Source organism: Gottfriedia solisilvae (genome assembly GCF_002128405.1).
GTDB lineage: Bacteria > Bacillota > Bacilli > Bacillales > Bacillaceae_G > Gottfriedia > Gottfriedia solisilvae.
On the sequence record NZ_NETJ01000002.1, the window covers coordinates 59577 to 74256 of the forward strand.

Here is a 14680-nt window from a genome sequence, read left to right on the forward strand (position 1 = left end):
GTGAGTACTCACTCATTCTATAATAATAATATAAGGACTAAATTGGAACGGAGGATGATGATGAGCGAAGTTGTACGAATTCACGAAGTTGATCGTCTTTTTGGAAAGAAATCTGTCATAAAGAATATTTCAATGAATATTGGTGAAGGAGAGATTTTTGGTATTTTAGGCCCATCTGGATCTGGTAAGACAACATTAATTAAATTAATTGCTGGTATTGATAAATGTTCAAAAGGAGAGGTGCTAGTATACGGAACAGAAATGCCCGATTTTACTGTGCTCACCAAAATTGGTTATATGGGACAATCTGATGCATTGTATGCAGATTTAACTGGTTTCGATAATTTAAGCTTCTTTGGTTCGCTTTATAATTTAAAAGGCAAGGAATTAAAAAATAGAATTCAAGAAGTAGCAGAAATTGTTGGGTTAGAAGAGGCGCTGAATAAGCAAGTTAATCATTATTCAGGTGGGATGAAGAAAAGACTTTCACTTGCGATTTCGATACTCCATAAACCAACATTGTTAATCCTTGATGAACCAACAGTGGGAATTGATCCAGTTTTAAGAAAACAAATATGGAAGCAATTTATGGATATGAAGGAGCAAGGAACGACGATTATTATTACGACTCACATTATGGAAGAAGCTGAGAAATGTGAAAGAATAGGTTTAATACGTGAAGGTGAGTTAATTGCATTAGATACGACTGAAAGATTAATTTCAAAGTCTGAAACTGGAAAAATAGAGGATTTATATTTTAAAAACGAGGTGAGTTTATGAAAGTCTTTGCAATTGCAAAAAGAATCATAAAACAATTTTTGAAAGATAAACGCTCACTTGCAATGATTTTTGTAGCGCCTATTGTTTTATTATTTTTATTTTCTTATATTCTAAAACAGGACGATTCGAAACCAACAATGGCACTAATTAATGCACCACAGATTTTTGAAAATGAACTTAAAAATTTTGCTAAGATTGTAGATGTAGATGAGTCGAAAATTAAAGACCAACTGAAAGATAAAGAAATTGATGGGGCAGTTGTATTTAAAAATGAAAAAATAATTGTTCAGTTTGAAGGAACTGATAATGCTAGAACATCTGCTGTCATAACATCGATTCAAGACACGATTAAAGAAATTACACCATCACAATTCGAACTTGTGATGGAACCAATCTATGGTAGTGATGAAATGGAGACCTTTGATTCTATAGGACCCATTTTTATTGGCTTTTTCTCTTTCTTATTTGTTTTTATTCTAGCAGGTATTTCATTTGTACGTGAACGTTTAACAACAACATTAGAGCGATTACTTGTAACACCAGTAAAACGTTGGGAAATTGTTTTTGGTTATATAATTGGTTTTGGATTTTTTGCATTAATCCAATCTCTGATCATAACAATCTTTTCAATCAATGTATTAGATATGTATAATGTAGGTGATGCATGGGAAGTGTGTGTAGTTAACATTTTACTATCACTAACTGCACTTACACTTGGAATGTTGTTATCTGCTTATGCAAATAATGAGTTTCAAGTTGTTCAATTTATCCCTGTTATCGTTGTCCCTCAAATACTTTTCTCTGGTATTTTTTCTACAGCTTTCTTACCAGACTGGTTTAAGGTATTCGGTAGCATCTTACCATTAACATATGGTGCAGAAGCATTACGGGCTATTATGATAAAAGGTCAATCATTAGCAGATATTGGTTTACAACTTGCCATTTTACTAGGATTTTCACTATGCTTTATTGTGATCAATATTTTTGCTTTAAAGAAACAGCGTTCAATATAAGGAGTGTTACCCATTAAATTAGAAGATTTCCTACCACATGAAAAATTACAAGAGATGAATGAAAAAGAAATAAAGATCCTTGAAGCAGCGATTGATATTTTTGCAGAAAAAGGTTTCGTTAGTACCTCAACAAATGAAATTGCCAAAAAAGCAAATGTTGCAGAAGGAACAATTTTTCGTTATTTCAAAACAAAAAAAGATTTATTAAAAAGTATTATTAAACCAACTCTTGTCAAAACGATTGCGCCTTTTGAGATGGATCGTTTTTCAAAAGCGGTATTTCATATGGAATACGATACATTTGAAGATTTTCTAAAAGTGTTAATTGTTAATCGAATGGAGTTTGCGAAAAAGAATACAGCTGTTATCAAAATAATCATTCAAGAAATTCCATTTCAAGAAGAAATGCAAGAAGAACTAAAAAAACTATTTAAAGAAAAAATGTATCCAAGAGTTGAAAACGTTTTACAATACTTTATTGATAAAGGTCAAATTGCAGATTTGCCAATCCATACGATTTTACGTTTAATTATTACAAGTGTAATGGGGCTTGTTGTTTCAACAATTGCATTAAAAGATATTTCGATTTGGGATGAAAATCTAGAAATTGAGCGTACGATACAATTTATCAAACAAGGTTTACAATAATGATTCTGATTTAGAAAAATATGTTGAAGTAATAATAAAAACCAACGCTTAAGAGTAATGATTCTCTATGCGTTGGTTTTTAAGTTTTCACTTCATTTATTAGCTTTTGAATGATAATCCGCCTTCCAATAAGGCAGTTCTAAGTTTAGGTAAGGAAGCTGGGCCCATCCCGTGAAATTTCAAAATTTCTTTTTCGCTATAAGTTGATAGTTTCTCCAAAGAAGTAATACCATTGTTTTCTAAAGCACGTCTAGCAGGTGCTGATAGTAGTGATAGAAATCCGTTTTCAGGTTTTTGTTCCTGTTCACAAGTCGGACAGGTAGGGCAGTCAGAACTTTTATAATATTTGTGCCCTTTGTTGCAAACCCTTAAATTCTTTTCAGAAGTTGCCATTTTTAAGATCTCCTTAATCCACGTTACTTGTTAATAAAGTACAAATCTACCATGCAATCTAACAAGTTTATTTTAACACAAACAGTATAATAACCATTAATTTTCATTCGTTTGGTATACATAAAAATAGCCTTTTTTTCCTTCCATTTTCCTTCTTTTCCTCTATTTCCCTACTCAAAGTATGAATAAATTATGTTATAGTAAGTTAGACATTGAGAAGGGAAGGTGTAGATCACGTGAACTTAAAAAAACTACAAGCAAAAGTAAATGATTTTAAAACATTCGGTGCAATTACGACAGCATTGGCAACTTTTTTCTATATCGGGACTCTACTACCAAAGGACGGTTTATCCCAATCTAAAATTATCGTAATAGAATGTATTGTGTTCGGAATGCTTATTTTATCTCTAATCTTTTTCCTAACATCTAATCATTTTTATCGTAAACTGAAAAATGAGGAACAAGCATAAAAAACCACTGTTTTCACAGTGGTTATTTTTTATCCTTTTTCTTATCCTTCTCTGCTCTTAAAAATTCATGATACATTTTCATTAATGCACGTTTTTCAATTCTTGAAACATAACTCCTAGAAATACCCAATTTTTTGGCAATTTCACGTTGCGTTAACTCTTTATCCATATCGATACCAAATCTTTGTATAATGACATCTTTTTCGCGTTCATCTAAAATTTTGATATATTGTTTTATTTTTTCTAACTCCATGTTTAATTGAATTTGATCAACAACATCTTCTGTTTCTGTTTTTAGTATGTCGAGTAAAGATATTTCATTTCCCTCTTTATCTTGGCCAATAGGGTCATGTAATGAGACATCTTTTTTCGTTTTCTTTAAAGCTCTTAAATGCATAAGTATTTCGTTTTCAATACATCGAGCAGCATAGGTTGCTAATTTGGTTCCTTTACCTTGAACGAAGCTCTCAATTGCTTTAATAAGGCCGATGGTTCCAATTGAAATCAAATCCTCGGCATCTTCACCTGTATTTTCAAATTTCTTCACAATATGCGCCACGAGTCTTAAATTATGTTCTATTAATAAATTCCTTGCTTCACCATCACCCTCAGCCATTCGATTTAAGTAGAGTGTTTCTTCAGCTTGTGAGAGTGGCTGTGGAAATGCATTGTTTTTTACATACGAAACAAACACAAACACTTCTTTTAAGAAAAGACTTAAGGCGGTAAATAAACCAGGCATATAATCACTCCTAAGGAAGGTTAGGTAAGTTGTTATTTATATATCTATGAGTTGAAAGTGGTCTGTGTGTCTGTACCATATAAAAAATGTGAGAATTGTAAAAAAAATGTTGAAAAGAGTAAGCGCTACCATTTCAATGGACATGTATCTTTTTAAAAAATATCACATATCTTAAAAAAAATATGCATTGACAGTCCATTTAACAGTGCTATATAATCCTCATTAATACCTTTTATGAAGAATTTTTTGACAATTTAATACGTTGTGATGAAGAGAGCACAGTAAGCATAACTTCACTGTTTTAGAGAGCTGACGGTCGCTGGAAGTCAGTACATAAGCTATGCTGAATTACATTCTTGGAGCAATTTCTATCTCTTATTAATATGAGAGTAGAAACGGTCGATGATCGATCGTTAACAAAACGAAGGTGGTGAACGTTTTTGTTCACAACTAGGGTGGTACCGCGAACTTTATTAATTCGTCCCTACTGTTTATTCAGTAGGGATTTTTTATTTTCATTTTTTACATACTTACTTCAATTTTTATGAAGTTGTATTGGCAATATAAAAACTAATAATGAAAAATTTAGGAGGAAAAAGAAATGAGTACAAACAATGAATTGGTTCAATTACGTGACAAGGTAGATGAAATTAATTTAAAAATTGTTGAGCTTTTAAATGAGCGAGGTACAGTCGTACAGGAAATTGGTAAACAAAAAATTAAGCATGGTATTAAGCGTTTTGATCCGGTTCGTGAACGTGAAGTACTAGATATGATTGCGAATGTAAACGATGGACCATTCGAAACTTCTACACTACAACATATTTTCAAAACAATTTTCCAAGCAAGTCTTGAATTACAAGAAGATGATCACAGAAAAGCTCTTTTAGTATCAAGAAAGAAAAAACCTGAAAATACGATTGTAAGAGTGAAAAACGATTTAATTGGTGATGGCTCACAATCATTTATTATGGGACCATGTGCTGTTGAAAGTTATGAGCAGGTACGTGCGGTTGGGCAAGCAATGAAGCAACAAGGTCTAACTATGATGCGTGGTGGAGCATTTAAACCAAGAACGTCTCCATATGACTTCCAAGGATTAGGATACGAAGGTTTACAAATTTTAAGAGATGTTGCAGATGAGTTCGATCTTTCAGTCATTAGTGAAATTTTAAATCCAAACGATGTGGAACGAGCTTTAGAATACGTTGACGTGATCCAAATTGGTGCGCGTAATATGCAAAACTTTGATTTACTACGTACAGTAGGTCAAGTAAATAAACCAGTATTATTAAAACGTGGTTTATCTGCTACAATTGAAGAATTTATTAATGCAGCAGAATACATTATTTCTCAAGGAAATGATCAAATCATTCTTTGTGAACGAGGAATTAGAACTTACGAGAGAGCAACTCGTAATACATTAGACATCTCAGCAGTACCAATTTTAAAGAAAGAAACACATTTACCTGTTGTCGTTGATGTTACTCACTCAACTGGTCGAAAAGATTTATTATTACCAGCAGCAAAAGCAGCTTTAGCAATTGGTGCAGATGCAGTAATGGCGGAAGTACATCCTGATCCAGCGGTAGCATTATCAGATTCAGCTCAACAAATGAATATTCCTCAATTTGAAGAATTCATGCATGAGCTAAAAGATTTCCGTGCAAAACTTCAGTCATAAGCTTCAACATTCTATTTAAGGAAAGATGGGCGGTGAGGGCGTGAAAAAGAATGTCCTCTTAATTGGCACAGGTCTAATTGGCGGTTCAATCTCACTCGCAATCAAAAAAGTTCATGATGTAAATATCATCGGTTTTGATGTGAATGAATCGCAGTTAGAAATAGGTAAGAGAATGAAAATATTAGATGCATCCTCGATCCAACTGAAAGAATGTGCCGAGGATGCACATCTTATCATCTTTTCATGTCCTGTTGAGGAATCAATCAAATATATTCATATTTTGAGTGAGTATCAATTAAGAGAAGATGTCATAATTACGGATGTAGGTAGTACAAAAGGTGAGATCATGAGGCATTCGAAAATTCTTACTGATAAAGGATATTGCTTTATCGGTGGACATCCAATGGCTGGTTCTCATAAAACTGGAATTGAAAGTGCAAAGGTTCATTTATTTGAAAATGCATACTATATTTTATCACCTAATGAACATACTACTAAGGATCAAATTGATGGGCTTAAAAATTGGTTAAAGGGGACAGGGTCTCATTTTGTTGTCATAGATGAAAAAACACATGATAACATAACTGGGGTTGTCAGTCATTTCCCTCATTTAATTGCTGCTAGCTTAGTAAAGCAAGTCCAACAATATTCTAAAATTGAACCATTAGCAACTTCTCTTGCTGCTGGAGGGTTTAGAGATATTACGAGGATTGCATCAAGTAGTCCGAAAATGTGGACTGATATTGTGATTCAAAATAAAGATACGCTTCTCTCTCTCATCTCAAGTTGGATAGAAGATATGAAAGAAATGTATCATTTAGTTGAGCAACAAGAACATGAAGAAATCTACAATTATTTTAAAGAATCAAAGGATTTTCGTGATAACATGCCAGCAAAAGCAAATGGAGCAATTCCAAGCTATTTTGACTTATATGTTGATGTGATGGACCGTGTTGGAGAGTTATCTAATATCACGACAATTTTATCAATTCACCAAGTCAGTATCACGAATTTAAGAATTATTGAATCAAGAGAAGGCTTACCAGGCGTACTAAGAGTTAGTCTTCAAACTGAAAAAGATCGAGACAAAGCAAAAAACTTTTTGAATGTTAACGGTTATGAAACATATATTGTTAATTAAATGAAAGCACTTCATCAAGATTGGTGAAGTGCTTCTTTATAGAGATAAAAATGAATAGTCAGTCTATTTTGTGTACCAATTTTCTGAAATTTATATTATAATTTAGTTGTTAGTCAAAAAAACGTTTAATGGAGGGAATTTTTATGTCTCAGTTTGAACAATTACTAGAAAAATATGCTGAACTTGCTGTAAAGAGTGGAGTAAATATCGTACCAGGACAAACATTACATATAAACGCACCAATTATTGCTGCTGAATACGTTCGTAAGGTAGTAAAGTATGCTTATGAAGCAGGGGCTAAGCTTGTAAACATTGATTGGAATGACGACGTAGTAACACGTACGAAATATGAATTAGCTCCAGATGAAGTATTTGGAGAGTTTCCAGCTTGGAAAGTAACAGCTATGGAAGAATTAGCTGAAAATGGTGGTGCAGTTCTTTCAGTCATCTCACCAAATCCAGAGCTATTAAAAGGAATCGATCCTAAACGTATTGCAACATTCAACAAAACTGCAAATACTGCATTACATAAATACCGTGAATATATGATGGCCGATCGTATTCGTTGGTCAATCGTTGCTATCCCATGTAAAGAATGGGCAGAAAAAGTGTATCCAAATGAAAACATTGATAAAGCAATGGAATTACTTTGGGATTCTGTATTCAAAATTTGCCGCGTAGACAATGAAAACCCAGTTCAAGCTTGGGAAAAACACAATGATTTCTTACAAGAAAAAGTTGTTCAATTAAATGACAAGCGTTATAAAACATTACATTATACTGCACCAGGTACTGATTTAAAACTAGACCTAGTTGATGATCATGTATGGAAAGGTGGAGGAGCTAACAGTGAAGACGGAAAATGGTTCAACCCAAACATTCCAACTGAAGAAGTTTTCTCTATGCCACATAGCCACGGTGTAAATGGTACTGTAACAAGCACGCTTCCTTTAAACTATGGTGGAAATTTAATCGAAAACTTCTCACTTACATTTAAAGATGGTAGTGTAGTTGATTTCACAGCTGAAAAAGGCTACGATACATTACAACATTTATTAGATACTGATGAGGGAGCTCGCCGTTTAGGTGAAGTAGCTTTAGTTCCCCATGATTCTCCTATTTCTAATACGGGATTAATTTTCTATAACACGTTATATGATGAGAATGCATCTTGTCACTTAGCGCTTGGTAAAGCTTACCCGAACAATATGAAAGATGGCGAAAAATTAGCTCCAGAAGAGCAAGCAAAAAGAGGAATTAACCAAAGTTTAACTCATGTTGACTTCATGATTGGATCAGCTGAACTAAACATTGATGGTATTAAAGAAGATGGCACTGTAGAACCAATTATGCGTAATGGTAACTGGGCATTCTAATTTCAAAAAAGAAAAGACATCACTTAATTTATTAAGTGGTGTTTTTTTATTATAAAATGACATGAAGTTTAAAATATAAAAGATGGGAAAAAGTATAATTGGTATATAATGGAAGTGTTGTTGTATTGTTGATAACAGTCAAATAATTGGAGGTTATTGCATGGATCTTACGTATGAAATTTATATTAATTCAAAACCTGAGGACATTTGGAATATTTTTATTTCTCCTGAAGGTACAAAAGCTATTTTTTTCGGTTGTGTATTGAAATCAACATTTGAAGTAGGCGCACCTTATGAATATATTGGACCTGGAGCGGATGGAGATGAAACAGTTCATGTATATGGTGAAATACTAGCTTATGAACCATATAAAATGATGAGTTATACAGAGCATGCAGGACCATCATATCGAGAAAACCATGCAGAACTTGAGACTAGAATTACTTTATACCTTGAAGAGGTAGGAAATTGCACGAAACTTAAACTAGTTAATGACAAGTGGCCAGAAAATCATCCATCATATGAAAATACGAAATCAAGTTGGCCGATGATCTTAAGTAATGTAAAAACATTTGCAGAAACAGGAAAAACATTGGATTTTGGCTGGTAGGTAAAACCCTTTAAGACCATTTAAATGGGTGAACACAAGAAAAAAGACCTCTAACTAAATATTAGTAGAGGTCTTTTTTTGTATTTTCATGTAAATATGTTTAAACCAAGATATGCACTTAAAATACATAATATAGTAGAAAGTAAAACATAAAAAATGGCTATTTTGTATTTTTTGGACATAAATAATTGAATTGCCTCAAAACTAAAAGTAGAAAAGGTTGTGAAAGCACCTAAAAATCCCACCCCCAAAAAGAGCCAAATGTCTGTGGAAATTATTCGATCCCTATAGAAATGATTTGTTATTCCGAGTAACATCGATCCAATGATATTGATGAGAAAAGTACCATATGGAAATGAAATTTTGTTATATTTTGATATAAAGTTTCCAAGAGCATATCTAGAAACTGCACCTAAACCACCAAATAAACCAATTATGATCATGAAGTAGATGCACCTTCCTTCTTATGAAATTGATCTGTTAGTTTGTATCCAGAATATGATAAGAAAATCCCAACAAACATACTAAAGAATATATAAAGGAAGCTTACAAAAAATTGTTTTTCATTCATTAGAAGTACATTTTCAAGTGAAAATGTAGAGAAAGTTGTAAATGCTCCTGTAAAACCTGTACCAATTAATAAACTATATTCAGGTTTCAAACGGATTTTTGCGAAGGGTAAAAATGCACCTAAAAAGAAGCTACCAATGCAATTAATAAAAAATGTTTGAAGAGGAAATCCACTTGATAAAGGTTGAATCATATTTCCAACAAGATTTCGAGAAATTGACCCCAAAAAACCACCTATAAAAACAAATAAATAATACATAAACAAACCTTCACCTCTTTAAAATATCAATAGAAAAACGCTCCAGTTCGGAGCGTTAAGCAAATTTACTTTAGTAAATAAAAAGCCAAAATTGAAACAAAGTTGTTTAAAAAATGAGCTAATATAGAAACTTCTATACGTTTCGTAAAGATATAAAGTATACCAAAAATTAGTCCTGCTAATGAATATTGAATTAAGGCATAAAATGAAAAACCTGCAATCATATGCAATAATCCAAAACCGAATGAACTAACAATTAATCCAACATATGGAAGGTTTTTAAAAATGGAACCGATAATTAATTTTCTTGTGATCCACTCTTCTTTAATAGGAGCTAAAATGATGGCCGAAATCATCATTAATACAGGATTTGAAGAAAGTAAGTCTTCTACTGCTTTTTGATTATCAGGTGTAGCAATTGAAACGCCGAAACTTTTAAAGATAAAATCTAACAATCCAGCAGTTACAATCAACGCTGCATAAGCACCTAATATTAACAAGATGTCGTAAACCGAAATTTTAATTCTTCTTAATGAAAGAATACCGTTCTTTTTTGTATAGTAGTAAAGCCACCATAGACTAAGGAAACCAAAAATAGTATCTAAATAAATAGAAGCATCCGTAAATAGTTTAAACAGTTCGTCATCTGATATATCCATCCCAGTTGCAGCAACTACAATTGCAGCTGCGATCGATCCAAGAAATAAAAGTACATTCAAACCGATAACAAATATTAAAATATAATAAACAAGTGTCTTAATAGCTGTCTTTCGTTCATTAGGAATATTTTCAGGTATGAATGTATTGTAATGTAAGTCGTTATTCATTCGTTTCCCCCAATACACAGTTTATCTATAAGAACAAATTTTAATAAGAATTCTAACAGAACTTCATACTACTATATATTATTTTATCTTAAAATTGATGTTGAAAGAACTAATTTTACACATGAAGATAAAATAAATCAAAAAATAGATAAGAGAATTCCTTGTTTGATAGATTTTATTTGATCTTTTCAAGCACAATTTTAGATTTACCATTACTCAAATCCATAGCATACAAGCTTTTAGAAAAGAAGAAAAAAAGTGACTGATAGAATGGATCCTCAGTCACTTCCCAAAAGAACGATTATTTCTGATATTCTAGTTCTTTTATTTCTTCCATTTGATTCTTAATACTCTCCATTTTATAGTCCAAAGAATTAACCGTAGCTGAAGCCTCATTTAAGCTCTCGATAATTTCATTTGGAACTTTTTTATTGTATTTATAGAAAATTTTATGTTCAAGACTTGCCCAAAAATCCATAGCAACTGTTCGAATTTGAATTTCTACTTTGACTCTTTTAGTTTCAGATGCAAGGAATATCGGAATTTCGATAATCATATGGAAACTTTTATATCCGTTTGGTTTTGGATTTTTTATATAGTCTTTAACTTCTATTATATAGATGTCATCTTGCTGTTTTAATAATTCATAAATTTTATAAATATCACTGATAAATGAGCAACTAATTCGAACTCCAGCTACATCGTTAATATAGTGTTCTATGTTATGTTGTGACAGTTCAAGTCCTTTACGTTCAAGCTTATTAATAATACTGTCGGGTTTTTTAATTCGAGATTTTACGTGTTCAATTGGATTGTGATCATGATTTAATGTGAATTCTTCATTTAATATTTTAATTTTCGTATTTATTTCATCTAACGCAAATTTGTATATTAAAAGAGTGTTTTTCCATTCACCTAAGCTTTGTTCTTCAAACATAGGCTACCTCCTAATAGTCATTACATCCGTATTGTAACAGTTAAATGTGAACTTAGTGTGAAATTCAGATGAACGGTTAGTGACAGTATTTTAAATCTAGAGTAAAGTAGAAGGAAAAGTAGTACATCGATATGGGCAATTTAGATGTAAGAAAGAGTGGGCAAGAGGACGGTTAAGGAAATAAGGAGAATACGAATTAAGAAATTAAATTAGATAAGAATATAAAATAGTTATTTTAATTAAGTAAATAAGGGGTAAATAGATGAAACAAGGATTTTATCGTATGTTTATTGAACTAACAAATAATAGGGCAACATCGGGATTTCTTAGGAAATTCTCTACTTCAAGATTGAGTAAGGTACTCATTAAACCATATATTAATGCGTTTAAACTAAATATGGAAGAAAGTAAAAATACATCTTTTCCAACACTACATGCATTATTTACGAGAGAATTAAAAAATGATGCAAGACCAATTTATGCAGGCGAAAATGAATTGGCTTGTCCAGTTGATGGGGTATTAGAATCTCACGGTAAAATTGAAAAAGATATACAATTTATTGTTAAGGGAAAAACCTATAGTATTATTGAAATGTTAGGTTCAAAAGAAATGGCAGATAAGTATAATGAGGGATATTATATGGTGCTTTATTTAAGTCCAAGTCATTACCATCGTATACATAGTCCGATTGCAGGTGAAGTCATTTCTCAATTTGAATTAGGTGCTAAATCTTATCCTGTAAATAAAGCTGGTTTAACATATGGTAAAGATCCTCTTTCAAAAAACTACCGTGTAGTTTCAGAGGTGAAATCTTCTGAAAACGGGAAGCATGTAGCGATGATTAAAGTTGGTGCAATGTTTGTAAATACAATTGTAGTCACAGCAAAAGAAAAACGTCTTAATAAAGGTTCTGAAGTTGGATATTTTTCTTTTGGTTCAACAGTTGTTTTATTATTTGAAGCAGACAGTTTTACAGCAAATAATAAACTAAAGTCTGGTCAACCTATAAAAGTAGGGGAAAACTTAGGGAAACTACATTAAATATTGATGTAGTTTGCACTTTTTTTCACGAAATGAGAGCCATCGTGTAGAAAGATGGTTCTTTTTCTGTTATTGTAAAGAGTGCTTGTATTTTTATTTTACTTGTATTATTTGCTTATATTGAAAATAATAAAAAGTATTAAGATGTTTGTCTAATATAATAGTCAAGGCCTCTTCTTTTTATTTCTTTTTCAATTAAATAAATAAAGGCCGGATCTAGTTGCAGACCAAGTGCTTTTTTGTAGGACTCAAGTAACAAATCATCATTTAATTTGTACATAATATTGCCCAGCTGGGCTTCACCTCCGCGTGATAAAAGTGTTGGAAATACTTTGTAAGCCTAATGTATCAAATTTTTTTCAATAGAACAATCGTTCGTTTATCCACACAAATCGGTGGATAAGTTGTTAGTAATTTGTTTATATTTTCTGAAAATGTAGATGTATGGCAATAGGATAATGTGTATATTCTTATCCACAACGATGGTATTTGTTGTTATTTGTCGAACGATTTTATGAATATTATGAGGTGTTTATCATGTTAAAAAAGTTTTTACCGAATGAATTTGTAAATAATGTCTATGCAATCACACCTGAGCATTTGAAAAACTTAGGGATTAAAGGAATTATTACCGATCTAGATAATACGTTAGTTGAATGGGATCGTCCTTTAGCTACACCTGAGTTAACAAATTGGTTTAGAGGCATGAAAGACGCAGGGATTAAAATAACTGTAGTTTCAAATAACAATGAAACACGAGTAGGAAAGTTTTGTGAACCTCTTGGAATCCCATTTATTCATCGCGCTCGAAAACCACTAGCGGTTTCATATAAGAAAGCATACCAATTATTAAACTTGAAAGCTGATGAGGTTTGTATGATAGGCGATCAGCTTTTAACAGATGTATTTGGAGGGAATCGACAAGGCATTCATACAATCTTAGTTGTTCCAGTTGCGAGTACTGATGGAATTTGGACAAGATTTAATAGAATGGTTGAACGTAGAATTCTTTCCTCATTTAAGAAACAAGGATTACTACAATGGGAGGATAAAAAGTGAGTCATAATGAAATAAGATGTATTGGTTGTGGAGTCGAAATTCAAACAGAGGATAAAAACAAGTTAGGTTTTGCACCACCATCATCATTAGAAAAAGAAGAAATCATCTGTCAACGCTGCTTTCGTTTAAAGAACTATAACGAAATTCAAGATGTTGAGTTAACAGATTCTGACTTTATCCGTATTTTAAATGGAATTGGCGATAAAGATTGTCTTGTTATTAAAGTAGTCGACATTTTCGATTTTTCAGGTAGTTGGTTAAATGGATTAAACCGTTTTGTTGGTAAAAATAAAGTCTTACTAGTTGGAAATAAAGCAGACTTAATACCAAAGTCAGTTAAGAAGAATAGACTTACACAATGGATGAGTGGTACAGCAAAACGCTGGGGATTACATCCGGTTGGTGTTCATTTAATAAGTGCTGCTAAAGGTACTGGAATTGATGAATTGGCGGAGACAATTGAGAAGTTAAGAGAAGGAAAAGATGTGTACGTAGTAGGTTGTACGAATGTTGGTAAGTCAACGTTTATTAATACAATGATTAAGCGCTACAGTGAGGAAAATAATAATATTATTACAACATCACATTTTCCTGGAACAACTCTTGATTTAATTCAAATCCCTCTTGATGATGAAAGTGATTTAATTGATACGCCGGGAATCATTAATCATCATCAAATGGCTCATTTCGTTGATAAAAAAGGTTTGAAAATTATTACGCCTAAAAAAGAAATCAAGCCAATGGTTTATCAATTAAATGAAAGCCAAACATTGTTCTTCGGTGGATTAGCACGTTTCGATTATCTAGAAGGTGGAAGAAGATCGTTTACTTGTCATTTCTCAAACGATTTATCAATCCATCGTACAAAACAAGAGAATGCTGATGATTTGTATGAAAGACAAGCAGGTGAACTGTTAGTACCACCATATGGTGAACAAATTAATGAGTTACCAAAATTAGTAAAACATGAATTTATGATAAAAGAAGGAAAAACGGATATCGTTTATTCTGGACTTGGTTGGATCACAGTAAATGATCCAGGTGCAAAAATTGTTGCTTATGCACCAAAAGGCGTAGGTATAACACTTCGTAATTCAATTATATAAAGATTGATTTGGGGGCGGGAGAG

The 14680-nt window shown here is 32.2% G+C and carries 18 protein-coding genes and 1 other annotated feature; of the genes, 11 read left to right on the plus strand and 7 right to left on the minus strand.

All coding sequences use genetic code 11. From position 1 onward, the window contains the following. The first annotated feature begins 57 nt into the window (after window positions 1-57). From CAB05_RS04685 to CAB05_RS04695, 3 genes are read left to right on the plus strand one after another with little or no spacing between them, the layout of a single operon-like run. On the plus strand, window positions 58-780 hold the full coding sequence (locus CAB05_RS04685; RefSeq protein WP_087998682.1) for an ABC transporter ATP-binding protein: 723 nt from the start codon (window positions 58-60) through the stop codon (window positions 778-780). After that, complete coding sequence (locus tag CAB05_RS04690; protein WP_087998683.1) at window positions 777-1793, plus strand: ABC transporter permease; 1017 nt, start codon at window positions 777-779, stop codon at window positions 1791-1793. Before CAB05_RS04685 ends, CAB05_RS04690 begins: the two co-directional genes overlap by 4 nt. A gap of 3 nt (window positions 1794-1796) precedes the next feature. Then, a complete protein-coding gene (locus CAB05_RS04695; protein ID WP_235821368.1) occupies window positions 1797-2441 on the plus strand; it encodes a TetR/AcrR family transcriptional regulator in 645 nt (214 codons plus the stop codon). Between the two features lie 99 nt (window positions 2442-2540). Here the strand turns inward: CAB05_RS04695 and CAB05_RS04700 are convergent, their stop codons facing one another. Further along, on the minus strand, window positions 2541-2834 hold the full coding sequence (locus tag CAB05_RS04700; RefSeq protein ID WP_087998684.1) for an RNA polymerase alpha subunit C-terminal domain-containing protein: 294 nt from the start codon (window positions 2832-2834) through the stop codon (window positions 2541-2543). A 236-nt stretch (window positions 2835-3070) separates the two neighbouring features. Between CAB05_RS04700 and CAB05_RS04705 the strand changes: the two genes are divergently transcribed. Then, a complete protein-coding gene (locus tag CAB05_RS04705; RefSeq protein ID WP_158093176.1) occupies window positions 3071-3304 on the plus strand; it encodes a YrhC family protein in 234 nt (77 codons plus the stop codon). A gap of 22 nt (window positions 3305-3326) precedes the next feature. Here the strand turns inward: CAB05_RS04705 and sigK are convergent, their stop codons facing one another. Next, window positions 3327-4046, minus strand: a complete 720-nt coding sequence (gene sigK / locus CAB05_RS04710) for an RNA polymerase sporulation sigma factor SigK (protein ID WP_087998686.1) — start codon at window positions 4044-4046, stop codon at window positions 3327-3329. A gap of 258 nt (window positions 4047-4304) precedes the next feature. Further along, window positions 4305-4535: a binding site (T-box leader), on the plus strand. A gap of 112 nt (window positions 4536-4647) precedes the next feature. Between sigK and CAB05_RS04715 the strand changes: the two genes are divergently transcribed. The 4 genes from CAB05_RS04715 to CAB05_RS04730 all read left to right on the plus strand — a co-directional run bounded on the left by CAB05_RS04715 (window position 4648) and on the right by CAB05_RS04730 (window position 8857). Then, on the plus strand, window positions 4648-5730 hold the full coding sequence (locus CAB05_RS04715; protein WP_087998687.1) for a bifunctional 3-deoxy-7-phosphoheptulonate synthase/chorismate mutase: 1083 nt from the start codon (window positions 4648-4650) through the stop codon (window positions 5728-5730). 40 nt (window positions 5731-5770) lie between these two features. After that, window positions 5771-6871, plus strand: coding sequence for a prephenate dehydrogenase (locus CAB05_RS04720; RefSeq protein ID WP_087999529.1), 1101 nt, complete (start codon window positions 5771-5773; stop codon window positions 6869-6871). Window positions 6872-7014: 143 nt separating this feature from the next. Next, window positions 7015-8247 (plus strand): aminopeptidase, encoded by a 1233-nt coding sequence (locus CAB05_RS04725; RefSeq protein ID WP_087998688.1) that lies wholly within the window; start codon window positions 7015-7017, stop codon window positions 8245-8247. A gap of 160 nt (window positions 8248-8407) precedes the next feature. Then, entirely contained in the window at window positions 8408-8857 is a 450-nt protein-coding gene (locus tag CAB05_RS04730) for an SRPBCC family protein (RefSeq protein WP_087998689.1), read from the plus strand. 86 nt (window positions 8858-8943) lie between these two features. Here the strand turns inward: CAB05_RS04730 and crcB (CAB05_RS04735) are convergent, their stop codons facing one another. The 4 genes from crcB (CAB05_RS04735) to CAB05_RS04750 form a co-directional block, all read right to left on the minus strand. After that, a complete protein-coding gene (gene crcB, locus CAB05_RS04735) occupies window positions 8944-9300 on the minus strand; it encodes a fluoride efflux transporter CrcB (protein WP_087998690.1) in 357 nt (118 codons plus the stop codon). Continuing rightward, window positions 9297-9686 carry a fluoride efflux transporter CrcB gene (gene crcB, locus CAB05_RS04740; RefSeq protein ID WP_087998691.1) on the minus strand — a complete coding sequence of 130 codons (390 nt, stop codon included), beginning with the start codon at window positions 9684-9686 and terminating at the stop codon, window positions 9297-9299. The genes crcB (CAB05_RS04735) and crcB (CAB05_RS04740) overlap by 4 nt, the downstream gene beginning before the upstream one ends. Window positions 9687-9751: 65 nt before the next feature. Beyond that, window positions 9752-10513, minus strand: a complete 762-nt coding sequence (locus tag CAB05_RS04745) for a CPBP family intramembrane glutamic endopeptidase (protein ID WP_087998692.1) — start codon at window positions 10511-10513, stop codon at window positions 9752-9754. A gap of 301 nt (window positions 10514-10814) precedes the next feature. Then, window positions 10815-11450, minus strand: a complete 636-nt coding sequence (locus tag CAB05_RS04750; protein WP_087998693.1) for a GTP pyrophosphokinase — start codon at window positions 11448-11450, stop codon at window positions 10815-10817. Window positions 11451-11712: 262 nt separating this feature from the next. Between CAB05_RS04750 and CAB05_RS04755 the strand changes: the two genes are divergently transcribed. Then, window positions 11713-12492, plus strand: a complete 780-nt coding sequence (locus CAB05_RS04755; RefSeq protein ID WP_087998694.1) for a phosphatidylserine decarboxylase — start codon at window positions 11713-11715, stop codon at window positions 12490-12492. Window positions 12493-12631: 139 nt separating this feature from the next. Here the strand turns inward: CAB05_RS04755 and CAB05_RS04760 are convergent, their stop codons facing one another. After that, a complete protein-coding gene (locus CAB05_RS04760) occupies window positions 12632-12772 on the minus strand; it encodes a sporulation histidine kinase inhibitor Sda (RefSeq protein WP_087998695.1) in 141 nt (46 codons plus the stop codon). A 257-nt stretch (window positions 12773-13029) separates the two neighbouring features. Between CAB05_RS04760 and CAB05_RS04765 the strand changes: the two genes are divergently transcribed. Beyond that, window positions 13030-13551, plus strand: a complete 522-nt coding sequence (locus CAB05_RS04765) for a YqeG family HAD IIIA-type phosphatase (protein ID WP_087998696.1) — start codon at window positions 13030-13032, stop codon at window positions 13549-13551. Then, the gene (gene yqeH / locus CAB05_RS04770) at window positions 13548-14657 is read left to right on the plus strand and encodes a ribosome biogenesis GTPase YqeH (RefSeq protein WP_087998697.1); all 1110 of its coding nucleotides are present in this window, start codon (window positions 13548-13550) and stop codon (window positions 14655-14657) included. Before CAB05_RS04765 ends, yqeH begins: the two co-directional genes overlap by 4 nt. Window positions 14658-14680: the final 23 nt, after the last annotated feature.

Bases quoted from the DNA above. Each gene is read 5' to 3' on its own strand.
- CAB05_RS04685 (WP_087998682.1), top strand. From the start codon at position 58: ATGATGAGCGAAGTTGTACGAATTCACGAAGTTGATCGTCTTTTTGGA.
- CAB05_RS04750 (WP_087998693.1), bottom strand. From the start codon at position 11,450: ATGTTTGAAGAACAAAGCTTAGGTGAATGGAAAAACACTCTTTTAATA.
- CAB05_RS04725 (WP_087998688.1), top strand. From the start codon at position 7,015: ATGTCTCAGTTTGAACAATTACTAGAAAAATATGCTGAACTTGCTGTA.
- CAB05_RS04745 (WP_087998692.1), bottom strand. From the start codon at position 10,513: ATGAATAACGACTTACATTACAATACATTCATACCTGAAAATATTCCT.
- crcB (WP_087998690.1), bottom strand. From the start codon at position 9,300: ATGATCATAATTGGTTTATTTGGTGGTTTAGGTGCAGTTTCTAGATAT.
- CAB05_RS04760 (WP_087998695.1), bottom strand. From the start codon at position 12,772: ATGTACAAATTAAATGATGATTTGTTACTTGAGTCCTACAAAAAAGCA.
- CAB05_RS04700 (WP_087998684.1), bottom strand. From the start codon at position 2,834: ATGGCAACTTCTGAAAAGAATTTAAGGGTTTGCAACAAAGGGCACAAA.
- CAB05_RS04715 (WP_087998687.1), top strand. From the start codon at position 4,648: ATGAGTACAAACAATGAATTGGTTCAATTACGTGACAAGGTAGATGAA.
- CAB05_RS04755 (WP_087998694.1), top strand. From the start codon at position 11,713: ATGAAACAAGGATTTTATCGTATGTTTATTGAACTAACAAATAATAGG.
- CAB05_RS04730 (WP_087998689.1), top strand. From the start codon at position 8,408: ATGGATCTTACGTATGAAATTTATATTAATTCAAAACCTGAGGACATT.
- crcB (WP_087998691.1), bottom strand. From the start codon at position 9,686: ATGTATTATTTATTTGTTTTTATAGGTGGTTTTTTGGGGTCAATTTCT.
- sigK (WP_087998686.1), bottom strand. From the start codon at position 4,046: ATGCCTGGTTTATTTACCGCCTTAAGTCTTTTCTTAAAAGAAGTGTTT.
- CAB05_RS04765 (WP_087998696.1), top strand. From the start codon at position 13,030: ATGTTAAAAAAGTTTTTACCGAATGAATTTGTAAATAATGTCTATGCA.
- CAB05_RS04690 (WP_087998683.1), top strand. From the start codon at position 777: ATGAAAGTCTTTGCAATTGCAAAAAGAATCATAAAACAATTTTTGAAA.